General features: G+C 70.2%; 10 protein-coding genes. 8 read left to right on the top strand and 2 right to left on the bottom strand.

Translation table 11 applies throughout. From position 1 onward, the window contains the following. Positions 1 to 155 precede the first annotated feature (155 nt). From JAO81_RS31025 to JAO81_RS31010, 4 genes are all read left to right on the top strand, one after another. Positions 156 to 1730: an APC family permease gene (locus JAO81_RS31025; RefSeq protein WP_374194374.1), complete on the top strand. Its 1575-nt coding sequence runs from the start codon at positions 156 to 158 to the stop codon at positions 1728 to 1730. A gap of 32 nt (positions 1731 to 1762) precedes the next feature. Next, positions 1763 to 3424 (top strand): NAD(P)/FAD-dependent oxidoreductase, encoded by a 1662-nt coding sequence (locus JAO81_RS31020; protein ID WP_199551280.1) that lies wholly within the window; start codon positions 1763 to 1765, stop codon positions 3422 to 3424. A gap of 70 nt (positions 3425 to 3494) precedes the next feature. Beyond that, on the top strand, positions 3495 to 4079 hold the full coding sequence (locus JAO81_RS31015) for a sigma-70 family RNA polymerase sigma factor (protein WP_307813893.1): 585 nt from the start codon (positions 3495 to 3497) through the stop codon (positions 4077 to 4079). 95 nt (positions 4080 to 4174) lie between these two features. Beyond that, the gene (locus JAO81_RS31010; protein WP_199551279.1) at positions 4175 to 4534 is read left to right on the top strand and encodes a hypothetical protein; all 360 of its coding nucleotides are present in this window, start codon (positions 4175 to 4177) and stop codon (positions 4532 to 4534) included. Between the two features lie 33 nt (positions 4535 to 4567). On the opposite strand, the gene JAO81_RS31005 is transcribed toward JAO81_RS31010, so the two are convergent. Further along, a complete protein-coding gene (locus JAO81_RS31005; RefSeq protein ID WP_199551278.1) occupies positions 4568 to 5482 on the bottom strand; it encodes an alpha/beta fold hydrolase in 915 nt (304 codons plus the stop codon). A 102-nt stretch (positions 5483 to 5584) separates the two neighbouring features. Next, positions 5585 to 7387 (bottom strand): glycoside hydrolase family 15 protein, encoded by a 1803-nt coding sequence (locus tag JAO81_RS31000; RefSeq protein WP_199551277.1) that lies wholly within the window; start codon positions 7385 to 7387, stop codon positions 5585 to 5587. A 445-nt stretch (positions 7388 to 7832) separates the two neighbouring features. On the opposite strand from JAO81_RS31000, the gene JAO81_RS30995 reads away from it, so the two are divergent. The 4 genes from JAO81_RS30995 (at position 7833) to ald (ending at position 13754) form a co-directional block, all read left to right on the top strand. Then, positions 7833 to 9482, top strand: coding sequence for a CTP synthase (locus JAO81_RS30995; RefSeq protein ID WP_199551276.1), 1650 nt, complete (start codon positions 7833 to 7835; stop codon positions 9480 to 9482). A gap of 88 nt (positions 9483 to 9570) precedes the next feature. Next, positions 9571 to 10197: an NUDIX hydrolase gene (locus JAO81_RS30990; protein WP_199551275.1), complete on the top strand. Its 627-nt coding sequence runs from the start codon at positions 9571 to 9573 to the stop codon at positions 10195 to 10197. 203 nt (positions 10198 to 10400) lie between these two features. Then, the gene (locus JAO81_RS30985; RefSeq protein WP_199551274.1) at positions 10401 to 12425 is read left to right on the top strand and encodes a tetratricopeptide repeat protein; all 2025 of its coding nucleotides are present in this window, start codon (positions 10401 to 10403) and stop codon (positions 12423 to 12425) included. 213 nt (positions 12426 to 12638) lie between these two features. Further along, positions 12639 to 13754, top strand: a complete 1116-nt coding sequence (gene ald / locus JAO81_RS30980; RefSeq protein WP_199551273.1) for an alanine dehydrogenase — start codon at positions 12639 to 12641, stop codon at positions 13752 to 13754. Positions 13755 to 13832: the final 78 nt, after the last annotated feature.

Here is a 13832-nt window from a genome sequence, read left to right as displayed (position 1 = left end):
GGACGCTACCTGCGGCCGCGTTTCCGGAACATCACCGGCCGGTCACAGCGGCGGCCTCAGCGCCCCCCGAGGCGACAACTCGTCGCCCCCACAGGCCGATTGCATGACTTGATGTCTGTTGTGGCCTGCGTCACTCCGGGCCAAGCTGCGCGGTCATGACAGATTCCTCAGCGGGTACCGGCGCATCTCCCTCCGCAGGTACCGGCGCACCGCAGCGCGAGGTCCACCGCCTCAAGGCGAACTCCGTCGGCCTCATCGGCGTCGTCTTCATGGCCGTCGCCACCGCCGCACCGATCACCGCGATGACCGGAAACCTGCCCATCGCCGTCGGCTTCGGCAACGGCACCGGCGCACCCGCCGGCTATCTCTTCGCCACGCTCGTCCTCACGGTGTTCTCGGTCGGCTATGTCGCCATGGCCAAGCGGATCACCGCCGCCGGCGCCTTCTACGGCTATATCTCGCACGGCCTCGGCCGGATCGCGGGCATGGCGTCCGGCATGCTCGCCGTCCTCGCGTACGTGGTCTTCGAGGCCTCGATCGTCGGCGTCTTCGCGTACTTCACGAAGACGACCGTGCTCGACCAGCTCGGCTGGGATCTGCCCTGGATCCTCTACGCGGCCGCGATGCTCGCGGTCACCGGGATCCTCGCGCACTTCGACATCAATCTGACCGCGAAGGCGCTCGGCGTGATGCTGCTCGCCGAGATCGCGGTCCTGTTCGCCGTGGCCACGGCGGTGCTGCTCAACGGCGGCGGCCCCGACGGCATCCCGGTCGAGCCGGTCAACCCGAAGAACGCCTTCACCGGAGCGTCGGCAGGGCTCGGTCTCTTCTTCGCCTTCTGGTCCTGGGTCGGCTTCGAATCGACCGCCATGTACGGCGAGGAGTCCCGCAACCCGAAGAAGGTCATCCCGCGCGCCACCCTGATCTCCGTGATCGGCGTCGGCCTCTTCTACATCTACGTCTCGTGGATGACGATCGCGGGCAACGGTCTGTCCGGCTCGGTGAAGATCTCCTCCTCCGCGAACCCGCTCGACCTGTTCTTCGCCCCGGCGAACTCCTTCATCGGCGGCTGGGCCGTCGACACCTTCCAATGGCTCCTGATCACCGGCTCGTTCGCCTGCGGCATGGCCTTCCACCAGTGCGCCTCGCGCTACCTCTACGCGATCGGCCGCGAGGGCTTCCTGCACCCGGCACTCGGCCGCACGCACGCCAAGCACGGCTCGCCCCACATCGCCTCGTACGTCCAGTCGGCCATCGCGGTCGTCCTGGTGGGTGCCTTCTGGCTCACCGGTCAGGACCCGTACATCCACCTGTACACCCTGCTCGCGATCCTCGGCACCATGGCGATCCTGATCGTGCAGACCCTGTGCTCGTTCGCGGTCATCGGCTACTTCCGGAAGAACCACCCCGAGGACCGGCACTGGTTCAAGACCTTCACCGCACCCCTGCTCGGCGGAATCGGCATGATCGCGGTCGTGGTCCTCCTGGTGATCAACATGGAGACGGCCGCGGGCCTCGCCGCCGACTCGGTCTTCTTCAAGGCCATTCCCTGGGTCGTGGGTCTGGTCTTCTTCGGCGGCCTGGCCCTCGGCTTCTATCTGAAGGCCAAGCGCCCCGCCCGCTACGAGATCATCGGCCGCGTCGTCCTCGAGGACGCGCAGGAGCGCGACGACGCGCACGGTGCCGTACCGGGCCCGTCGCCGTCGATGAGCACCGCCGACCACAGCTGACCCGCCCGCCCCACCGCGAGGGAGAGCCGCTCATGGCACGCACCAACCCGATGCACCTCCTCAAGCGCCTCGCCGCCGAGCACCGCGACGCGGAGCGGCTGGGTCTTCCCGTCGCCGAGCTGCGCGGCCTGCGCGCCGAAGCCGCCGTACAGCAGGGCGGCAGCCGCCGCACGCTCCTGAAGCGGGCCGCCGCGGCCGGCCTCGCGGCAGGGGGCGCGGGCCTCGCCGTATCCGGTACGCCGGCAACCGCCGCCGTACCGAAGCCCGTCCGGCCTGGCGCCGATTCCCGGATCGCCGTCGTCGGAGCCGGCATCGCGGGCCTGACAGCGGCCCTCACTCTCAAGGACGCCGGTCTGAACTGCACGCTGTACGAGGCCGATCCGGGCCGGGTGGGCGGCCGCATCTGGAGTCAGCGCGACCACTGGGCGTACGGCCAGACCTCGGAGATCGGCGGCGAGCTGATCGACACCGGTCACAAGAAGATGCTCGAGCTGTGCCGCCGCTTCGGGCTCGGCGTCGAGGACTTCGCCGCTGCCGGGCCGAACGGCGCCGAGGAGATCCTCTGGTTCGACGGCACGTACTACCCGCGCGCCCAGGCCGACGAGGACTTCAAGGGCGTCTACCAGGCGCTGCGCAGCGACCTCCAGAAGGCCGGGGAGGTGATGTGGAACCAGACCACCGAGCACGGCACCTTGCTCGACCGCATGAGCGTGCGCGAGTGGATCGACTCCCGTGTCCCCGGCGGCTTCGCCTCCAGGCTCGGGCAGTTCTTCGACGTGGCGTACTCCATCGAATACGGCCTGGACACGACCGAGCAGTCCTCGCTCGCCCTCGTCCTGCTCATGGGCTACCAGCCCAATCCCGGCAACTTCAACGTCTGGGGGCCCTCCGACGAGCGCTACCACGTGATCGGCGGCAACGACCAGCTCCCGCAGGCGATCGCGGACCACCTGCCGGCGGACACCCTGCGCCACGGCTGGTCCCTCAAGGCCGTACGGGCCAACGGCGACGGCACCCAGTCGCTCACCTTCGACGAGGGCGGCAGCACCCGGACCGTGACGGCGGACCACACGATCCTGTGTGTGCCGCTGCCGATCCTCAAGCAACTCGACCTGTCCCAGGCCGGGTTCGACCCACGGATGCGGAATCTGCTGCGGGACGCCCGGATGGGCACCTGCACCAAGCTCAACATGCAGTTCACCTCCCGCCCCTGGCGTGGCACGGGCCCGTGGCCCGGCGTCTGCGCGGGGGACACCTTCACCGGGGACGCGCTCCAGCAGCTCTGGGACACCACCAAGACGCAGCCGGGCAGCGGCGGCATCATGATCCAGTTCAACAGCGGGGGCCTGGCCGCCTCCCTGGCCCCCGGCAGCCCGTTCGCCACCGAGTCGGACGCGTACGTACGCAGACTCGCCGAGACCCGGCTGACGGGCATCGACCGGATCTTCCCGGGCACGAAGGCGGCCTGGACCGGCAGGGCCCAGCTCTCCGCCTGGCACCGCAACCCCCTTGCCCAGGGCGCCTATTCGGGCTGGCCGGTCGGCTACGTCAGCCGGTACGCGAACTACGAGGGCACCCCGCAGGGCAACGTCCACATCGCGGGGGAGCACTGCGCGTACGACTTCCAGGGCTTCATGGAGGGCGGCGCGACCGAGGGCGAGCGCGCCGCCAGGGAGGTGATCGCAACGCTGTAGCCCTCTGGACCACGTTGCCGCCCGGGCCCCCGGCCAACTACGTTGTGCCGGACGGAAACAGGGGGTCCGGGTGGCTGACGCACGCGACGCGGCGGACGCGCAGCCCACGCCGTGGGACACGGCGCTTCCCCTGGTCCGTGCGGCACAGCGGGGCGACGCCCTCGCGATGGACGATCTGCTGACCCGGGTCACGCCGTATGTGACCCGTCTGTGCCGCCCGATCGCCCCGGCCGACACCGCGGACGCCGTACAGGAAGCGCTGACGGCCGTCTTCAAAGGCCTGCGGGGCCTGCGCGACCCTCAGGCCTTCTACGGCTGGGTCCGCATGGTCACCATCAGAGAAGCCGTCCGGGTCGCCCGCAGGACCGCGGTCGAACGGCCCGCGGAGCCCGACGAACTGGCCCGCCTGGGGGGCCTGTCGGCCGATGTCGACACGGAACTGTCGGCCGACGTCCGCGACGTCCTGTCCCGCCTGCCGGTGCACTACCGCGCCGTGCTGGTGCTGCGGGAACTCGAAGGCCTCGACGAGCGAAGCGCCGCCAGGCTCCTGGGCCTGGCCCCCGGCACGGTCAAGTCCCGGTTGCACCGGGCGCGTTCACTGTTCCGCAGGTCCTGGTCGGAGCCTACGCGGCAAGGGGAGCGGCATGAGCACTGATCCGGTGGCGCGGCTGCGCGTCATGGCCGCGGGGCTCGGCGCCGCCCTGTACGCCGAGGAGCGCATCGCCCTGCCGTACGAGCACGTAGGGGCGGGTGGGGGCGGCCGCCCCGGACCTCTCGGCCGAGCGGCCGCATCTCGTGCCGCTGCTGCGGGAGTTCCGGGTGCCGCCGGGGGACAGCGAGCGCAAGGAAGCGGTCGCGGTGGGCCCGCTCGGCACCCGGGACGCCTTCGAGGTACGGCTCTCGCCGGGCTGGTGCCTGATGCAGTCCGGCCTGATCGTGGGCGGTATGGCCGCCGTACGCGAGGGCGACGGCACCCGCTTCGCCGTGCTCGGCGCCACGCGCCCGTCCGCCCTCCGCCCCGTACAACGGGTGTACGCACCCCTGCTCGGACGGCGGCGCGGGCGGGCCTTCCTGCGCACCGTGGGGCAGCGGGCCCGGCTGCGCCTTTGAATTACCTCCGGCGAAAAGTGAACTACCCCTGAACTACCCCCTGGCGAAAAGCTTCCTGGCCGCTTCGGCGACCTCATCCGGGCGTTCCTGCGGCAGGTGATGCCCCGCCCCGGGCACGACGCGCACCGTCAGATCGTCCGACCTGCTCTCCCCGCCGGCCAGCAGCGACGGCGCGATCACCGGATCCCGCGCGCCGCCGAGCAGCACGGTGGGCACGGTCAGACGGTGGTGCCGCCAGGAGCCCTTCATCAGCCGGGGCACGTCCCGCAGCACGTACTGCCAGAACATCGCCTGCCCGGCATGGGCACTCACACTCGCCGCGGCCGCGAACTCCCGCAGCTCGTCCGCCTCCCAGACCGACGCATCGCCCACCTGCCGGCGCAGCAGAAAGCGGGTGAAGCCGGGCCAGTGCCGCAGCACGAGACGCCCGAGCACCGGGTACTCGATGAACGCGGTGAACCACATCCGCCACAGATTCGGCACCACGGCCCGGTGCCGGGGCCACGGATGCGTCATGTTGAGCGCGAGGTAACCGGTGAACCGCTCCGGCGCCCGCAGGCACAGCCGGAAACCGACATGCGCACCCCAGCTGTGCCCCACAAGCCCCACCCGCTCCAGACCGAGGGCGTCGAGCAGCGCGATCATGTCCCCGGCCAGGCCGTCCGCGTCATATCCGCGCTCCGGCTGCTGCGACCACCCGAAGCCCCGCAGATCCGGCACGATCAGCCGGTGCTCGCCGGCCAGCAGCGCCGCCACCTTGCGCCAGCCGTACCAGTGCTGCGGAAAACCGTGCAGCAGCAGAAGCGGTGAACCGCTCCCGTACTCCGCGATATGCAGCCGGGCGCCCCGCACTGTCACCCAGTGGTGCGTGGCGCCCTCGTCGTACGGCAGCGGGCGGCCGGAAACCGCCGTGCCGTGCTCCGGAGTGGATCCCGTCGTAGAAACCACGATGCGTCCCTCTCACCTGCGCGCGGATCGCTGTCGATTCCGCGTCGGCAGGCCAGGAGGGACGCCTCGCCCGAAAGGTTCCCGGCACTCCGGAGAAGGGGACTAACCCCCGTACGCCCCCGAGGCCGTGAGCCGCAGAGCCGTGTCGATCAGGGGCACATGGCTGAACGCCTGCGGGAAGTTGCCCACTTGGCGCTGCAGCCGCGGATCCCACTCCTCGGCGAGCAGCCCCAGGTCGTTGCGGAGCGAGAGCAGCTTCTCGAAGAGTTCACGCGCCTCGTCGACCCGGCCGATCATCGCGAGATCGTCGGCGAGCCAGAACGAGCAGGCGAGGAACGCGCCTTCGTCGCCCTCGAGACCGTCCACGCCCGCGTCGTCCCCGGAGGTCGGGTAGCGAAGCACGAAGCCGTCCTCGGTGGACAGTTCGCGCTGGATCGCCTCGATGGTGCCGACCACGCGCTTGTCGTCCGGCGGCAGAAAGCCCACCTGCGGGATGAGCAGCAGGGAAGCGTCCAGCTCCTTCGAGCCGTACGACTGCGTGAACGTGTTCCGCTCCGGGTCGTAGCCCTTCTCGCAGACGTCCCGGTGGATGTCGTCGCGCAGCTCGCGCCACTTCTCCAGCGGACCGTCCGCGTCCCCGGACTCGATCAGCTTGATCGTCCGGTCGACGGCCACCCAGGCCATCACCTTGGAGTGCACGAAGTGCCGCCGCGGCCCGCGCACTTCCCAGATGCCCTCGTCGGGCTGGTCCCAGTGCGTCTCCAGATAGCGGATCAGCTTGAGCTGGAGCAGCGAGGCGTAGTCGTTACGGGCGAGCCCCGTCATGTGCGCCAGGTGCAGCGCCTCGGTGACCTCGCCGTACACATCGAGCTGCAGCTGATGCGCGGCGCCGTTGCCGACCCGTACCGGCTGGGAGTTCTCGTAACCCGGCAGCCAGTCCAACTCGCTCTCGCCGAGCTCCCGTTCACCCGCGATCCCGTACATGATCTGCAGATTCTCCGGATCGCCCGCCACCGCGCGCAGCAGCCACTCGCGCCAGGCGCGGGCCTCCTCGCGATAGCCGGTGCGAAGCAGCGAGGAGAGAGTGATGGCGGCGTCGCGCAGCCAGGTGAAGCGGTAGTCCCAGTTACGGCCGCCGCCGATGTCCTCGGGCAGCGACGTGGTCGGCGCCGCCACGATCCCGCCGGTCGGCGCGTACGTGAGCGCCTTGAGCGTGATCAGCGAACGGATCACGGCCTCGCGATAAGGCCCGTGATACGTACAGTGCTCGACCCAGTCACGCCAGAACTCGCTGGTCGCCTCGAGCGCGGCCTCGGGCTCCGACAGCGGCGGGGGCTCCTTGTGCGAGGGCTCCCAGCTGATCGTGAACGCGATCCGGTCACCGGGTCCGACGGTGAAATCCGAGTACGTCGTCAGGTTCTTCCCGTACGTCTCCGCCGGAGTGTCCAGCCATACGGAGTCGGGCCCGGCGACCGCCACCGTCCGCCCGTCCACCTTGTGCACCCAGGGCGTGATCCGCCCGTACGAGAAACGCATCCGCAGCGCGGAGCGCATCGGCACCCGGCCGCTGACGCCCTCGACGATCCGGATGAGCTGGGGTGCGCCGTCACGCGGCGGCATGAAGTCGGTCACCCTGACCGTGCCGCGTGGGGTGTCCCACTCGGACTCCAGGATGAGCGAGTCGCCACGGTAGCAACGCCGGTCAGCCGGCGGGGGTTTGTCGTCGGAGCCGTGTGCGGGACCCAGGCGCCAAAAGCCGTGGTCCTCGGTCCCGAGCAGGCCCGCGAAGACCGCGTGCGAGTCGAAACGGGGCAGACACAGCCAGTCAAGCGAGCCGTCTCGGCAGACCAGCGCCGCGGTCTGCATGTCCCCGATGAGTGCGTAATCCTCGATGCGCCCGGCCACGTGCAATCTCCAGTCGAACGGCCACTTCCGCCCCCTCGGGGCGCTTGCGTTGCAGTCAAGGGTCGTTGACGAGCACTTGGGTCCGGGGCGGCGGGGTGGTGCCTTGTGCCGGCCGGCTCGCAGCGTATTCCGAGCAGGATACGCGCACCCTAATGATCTGGACGGGGCCGCGGGCAAAGCGGTTCGGCTGAACGAGTGATGACTTTGTGACGTCCGCATTGCCGGGTACGCGGCGTCAACCCACGGCCACGGAATGTGCCTATCCGGTGTGGCTCACGGGTGGCCGGAAGCAGGCCCCCCGCGTCGCTGATACCCTGGTAGCCCGTGGACCGGTGGGCAAAAAACCCCCGACCGCAGCGACGGCGCCTCCCCTCCTTCCATCAGGAGAGACCAGGGAAAGCCGGCACGCACACCACCTCGCGACCACGGGAGCCCCCTCTTGGCCATGCCGCCCAAAGCCACGACGACCAAGCACATCTTCGTCACCGGGGGTGTCGCCTCCTCCCTCGGCAAGGGCCTGACGGCCTCGAGCCTGGGTGCGCTGCTGAAGGCCCGCGGCCTTCGGGTCACGATGCAGAAGCTCGACCCTTACCTCAACGTCGACCCCGGCACGATGAACCCGTTCCAGCACGGCGAGGTGTTCGTCACCAACGACGGCGCCGAGACCGACCTGGACATCGGCCACTACGAGCGCTTCCTCGACGTCGACCTCGACGGCTCGGCCAACGTCACCACCGGCCAGGTCTACTCGACGGTCATCGCCAAGGAGCGCCGCGGCGAGTACCTCGGTGACACCGTGCAGGTCATCCCGCACATCACCAACGAGATCAAGCACCGCATCCGCCGCATGGCCACCGACGATGTCGACGTGGTCATCACGGAGGTCGGCGGCACGGTCGGCGACATCGAGTCGCTGCCGTTCCTGGAGACCGTCCGTCAGGTCCGCCACGAGGTCGGCCGCGACAACGTCTTCGTCGTGCACATCTCGCTGCTGCCCTACATCGGCCCCTCCGGCGAGCTGAAGACCAAGCCGACCCAGCACAGCGTCGCCGCGCTGCGCAACATCGGTATCCAGCCGGACGCGATCGTCCTGCGCGCCGACCGTGACGTCCCGATGTCGATCAAGCGCAAGATCTCGCTGATGTGCGACGTCGACGAGGCCGCGGTGGTCGCCGCCATCGACGCCAAGTCGATCTACGACATCCCGAAGGTGCTGCACACCGAGGGCCTGGACGCGTACGTCGTCCGCAAGCTGGACCTGCCGTTCCGCGATGTGAACTGGACCCAGTGGGACGACCTCCTGGACCGGGTGCACAACCCGAACCACGAGATCACCATCGCCCTGGTCGGCAAGTACATCGACCTGCCCGACGCCTACCTCTCGGTCACCGAGGCGCTGCGCGCGGGCGGCTTCGCCAACAAGGCCCGCGTGAAGATCAAGTGGGTCACATCGGACGACTGCAAGACCCCGGCGGGCGCGGCCAAGCAGCTCGGCGACGTCGACGCGATCTGCATCCCGGGCGGCTTCGGCGACCGTGGTGTGAACGGCAAGGTCGGCGCCATCACGTACGCCCGTGAGAACAAGATCCCGCTGCTCGGCCTCTGCCTCGGCCTGCAGTGCATCGTGATCGAGGCCGCGCGCAACCTGGCCGACATCCCGGACGCCAACTCCACCGAGTTCGACTCCTCCACCGCCCACCCGGTCATCTCCACGATGGCCGAGCAGCTCGACATCGTCGCCGGCGAGGGCGACATGGGCGGCACCATGCGCCTGGGCATGTACCCGGCGAAGCTCGCCGAGGGCTCGATCGTGCGCGAGGTGTACGACGGCAAGGAGTACGTCGAGGAGCGCCACCGCCACCGCTACGAGGTCAACAACGCCTACCGCGCGGACCTCGAGAAGAAGGCCGGCATCCAGTTCTCCGGCACCTCCCCGGACAACAAGCTCGTCGAGTACGTCGAGTACCCGCGCGAGATCCACCCCTACCTGGTCGCGACCCAGGCGCACCCCGAGCTGCGCTCGCGTCCGACGCGTCCGCACCCGCTGTTCGCGGGCCTGGTGAAGGCCGCTGTGGAGCGCAAGACCGGTAGGTAAATCTCCAGGCGATACGGTTGCCGGGGTACGGGCCTTTCGGGGCGCGTACCCCGGTTTCTGCATGTGGGCTCGTGGGAGGACGTACGACATGTCGATCAAGGACACCGCCGAGGAATGGCAGATCACGGCCACCACGACGCCCTTCACCGGCAACAAGACCAGCGTCCGCACCGACGACGTGGTCATGCCCGACGGGACGGTCGCACGCCGTGACTACCAGGTGCACCCCGGCTCCGTGGCCGTGCTCGCCCTCGACGACCTGGGGCGCGTCCTGGTGATCCGCCAGTACCGCCACCCCGTGCGCCACAAGCTCTGGGAGATCCCGGCCGGACTCCTCGACGTCCCCGGCGAGAACCCGCTGCACGCCGCACAGCGCGAGCTGTACGAGGAGGCGCACGTCAAGGCCGAGGACTGGCGGGTGCTCACCGACGTGTACACGACGCCCGGCGGCAGCGACGAAGCCGTACGCGTGTTCCTCGCACGCGATCTCTCCGAGGCCGAGGGCCGGCGCTTCGAAGTGTCCGAGGAAGAGGCGGACATGGAGATCAAGCGGGTGCCTCTGGAGGAGCTGGTACGCGGCGTACTCGCCGGCGAGCTGCACAACACCTGCCTGGTCGTGGGCGTGCTGTCGCTCGTCGCCGCACAGGGCGGCGACGGCCTGGACTCCCTGCGGCCCGCCGAGGCCCCCTGGCCGGCCCGCCCCTTCGCCTCCTGAGGCGCCGGCTTCCTGAGGTCGCTTGCGGTGTGACCATCTGCTGATCCGATCGAGGGATCTACCCGCCGCGCTCCCCGGCTTTCGTCACGATGCGTGAACTACGCTCGGGTCGACGGAATACGCCGGAAACGACCTCGGCGTCCCGTCATCTTCCCCGGCCGCAGCCGCGGCCGTGGCGGCGCGGCTGGACGGGAGCATGACCCGTGACGGATCAGGCGGTGGACACCCACACGGCGGCGGAGGGCGACCTCGAGCGCGGCCGCAGTGCACCAGCGGAGTTCGTCGGCCGGCAGCGGGAGTTGAAGGAGCTGCGCGCCGACATCGAGCGCACGGGGCTCGACACTCTCGCGGCCGGCAAGAAGCCGCCCCGCGCGCGCGTCCTGCTGATCGCGGGCCGTCCCGGCTCGGGCCGCACCGCGCTCGCCGAGGAACTCACGGGGCAGCTCGCCGGCCGCTATCCGGACGGCGTGCTGCGCGCCAAGCTCACCGAACCCGACGGCACCCGGGTCCCCACCGAGCGCACGGCGCGTGACCTGCTGGCCGCGCTCGACTTCCCGGCTCCGCCCGGCGCGGCCGAGGACGAGCTCGCCGAGTCGCTGCGGACCGCCCTTTCCGTACGCAGAGTGCTGATCGTCCTGGACGGTGCGGCCGACGCCGAACAGGTCGAACCGCTGCTGCCGGACTCGCCCGAGTGCCTGGTCGTCGCGACCGCGGAAGGGCCGCTCACCGGGATTCCGGATGTGCGCCCCTGCACACTCGGCGGGCTCGACACCAAGTCCGCCCTCGAGCTCCTGAGCGGCTACACCGGTTCGGTGCGGATCACCGTCGACCCGCGGGCCGCCGAGTCGCTCGCCGAGCTCTGCGCCCATCAGCCCGCGGCTCTCGTACTCGCCGGCGGCTGGCTCGCCGCCCGGCCCAAGGCCTCCGTCGCGGAGCTCTCGAAGGCGCTGCGGCATGTGCCCGACGACGAGACGGCCGCCGCGGACCCGCTCGCGCGCGTCTTCCGCTTCGTCTACGAGTCGCTGCCCTCCCCGGCCGCCCGGATACTGCGACTGCTCTCCCTGGCGCCCGCCGGGCTCGCCGACCCGCACACCGCCTCGGCGCTCGCCGGCTGCTCGGTCTCCGCCGCGCGGACCACTCTCGAGGACTTCACCGCGCTCGGTCTGGTGCGGCCCGTCGGTGCCCGGCGTGAGCAGTACGAGGTGCCGGGTGCCCTGCACCCGCTGCTCAAGGCGCTCACCGAAGTCCAGGACCGGCCCGCCGAACTGCAGCTGGCCCGGGCGCGGATGCTGGAGCGGACCGTACGGCTGCTGCAGTCCTGCCGGGCCGTCACCGAGCCCGACGGGTCGCCGGCCCGCAAGAAGCTCGCCGGACTGCCGCGTGCGCTGCGGTTTCCGAACCCCGCCGCCGCCGCGCAGTGGCTGCGGCTGCGCCAGCCCGCGCTGCTCGCGTCGGCGCGGCTCGCGGTCGCCGACGGTGAACTCGACACGCTCGCACGGCGGTTGATGGCCGCGCTGACCCGCGCGCTGGTGGCCCACCAGGGCACTCAGGCGGCCGCGCCCGAGCTGTACGGAATCCACACACTGGTCCTCGATGTGGCCGCGCGGCGCGAGCTGCCGCGCGAGAAGGCGGCCGCACTGCTCAATCTCGCCGACCTGGACGCGCAGACCGGCCGCACGCAGGAGGCGCTCGCCCGCTACCGCAGCGCGCTCGACACCGCACGTGGCGCCTCGGACCCGTATGCCACCGGACGTGCCATGGAATCCATCGGCGGCGCCTACCAGGAGCTGGGGGACTGGCACCGGGCCGCCGACTGGTTCGGACGCGCCCTCGCCCAGCGGCTCGCGCGCGACGAGCGCGTCGAGGTGGCGCGGCTCTACGGGCGGCTCGGGACCGTGCACACCTATGCGGGTCAGTACGGCGAGGCGCTGCGCAGCTGGCGCTCGGCCGCGGCCGGCTATCGCAAGGAGGCCGATGTGCCTTCGTATGCAAGGGCGCTGAGCGAGATGGCCCGGGTGCAGGAGTACGCGGGCCGGCCCGAGGAGTCGCTGCACACCTGCCGGCAGGCGGTGGAGTGGGCCCGCAAGGCCGAGGACGTACGGCTTCAGGCCGCCCTTCAGGTGCGGCTCGCGGACACCCTGGACCGGCTCGGGGACAGCGCCGCGGCCGGCCTGCACAGGGCCGCTGCCGAGCGCATGCTGGGAGAAGAGCTGCACGGAGCGCGGTAACCGGGCGGTGTTGTGGGTGGCTGGAGCCGATGGCCTACGAAATCCGTAGTGCATTCAGATCAGATTGAAGCTTTCAAAGGCTAGACAGCGAGACATCCTTCATTAGACTGGCTCCGCCGCCTACTTCTGCGGCCTCTGCCCGTTGCGCTCTCTGCGTTCGGGTTCGTGCGTCTATGCCCGTGAATTTCCCTGAGTCAAGGACCGTGATCGACGATGAAGGTCGGCATCCCCCGCGAGGTCAAGAACAACGAGTTCCGGGTGGCGATCACCCCCGCCGGCGTGCATGAGCTCGTACGCCACGGCCACCAGGTCTTCATCGAGCACGACGCCGGTGTCGGCTCCTCGATCTCGAACGAGGAGTTCACCGCCGCTGGTGCGACGATCCTGCCGACCGCCGACGAGGTCTGGGCCACCGCCGACCTGCTCCTGAAGGTCAAGGAGCCGATCGCGGAGGAGTACCACCGCCTGCGCAAGGACCAGACGCTCTTCACCTACCTGCACCTGGCCGCCTCCAAGGAGTGCACCGACGCGCTCCTCGAGTCCGGCACCACGGCCATCGCCTACGAGACCGTCGAGACCGCGAACCGCGCGCTGCCGCTGCTCGCCCCGATGTCCGAGGTCGCGGGCCGGCTGGCCCCGCAGGTCGGCGCGTACCACCTGATGGCCTCCGCCGGCGGCCGCGGTGTGCTGCCGGGCGGCGTGCCGGGCACCCACCCGGGCAAGGCGGTCGTCATCGGCGGCGGTGTCTCCGGCTGGAACGCCACGCAGATCGCCGTCGGGCTCGGCTTCCACGTCACCCTGCTCGACCGTGACGTCAACAAGCTGCGCGAGGCCGACAAGATCTTCGGCACCAAGGTGCGCGCGATCATGTCCAACGCCTTCGAGCTGGAGAAGGCCGTCCTCGACGCCGACCTCGTGATCGGTGCCGTGCTCATCCCCGGCGCCAAGGCGCCGAAGCTGGTCACCAACGAGCTGGTGTCCCGGATGAAGCCCGGAAGTGTTCTTGTCGACATTGCGATCGACCAGGGCGGCTGCTTCGAGGACTCGCACCCGACGACGCACGCCGAGCCGACCTTCAAGGTCCACAACTCGGTCTTCTACTGCGTGGCCAACATGCCGGGTGCCGTCCCGAACACCTCGACGCACGCGCTGACCAACGCGACGCTGCCGTACATCGTCGAACTCGCCAACCGCGGCTGGGTGGAGGCGCTGCGCCGCGACCCCGCGCTCGCGCTCGGCCTCAACACCCATGAGGGCCAGGTCGTTTACGGTCCCGTGGCCGAGGCGCACGGCATGGAGCACGTCGAACTGAGCACGCTGCTCGGCTGAACTGAGCCCAGTCCTCGGTTGATCGGTCAACGCCCCGCGTCAACCTGACGCAGACGGCCGGACCTTGTTCGCAAGGTC

This window comes from Streptomyces sp. N35, assembly GCF_016464295.1.
Taxonomy (GTDB): Bacteria; Actinomycetota; Actinomycetes; order Streptomycetales; family Streptomycetaceae; genus Streptomyces.
Note: the sequence above shows the minus strand (reverse complement) of the source record. Positions and strands in the feature narration are given on the sequence as shown.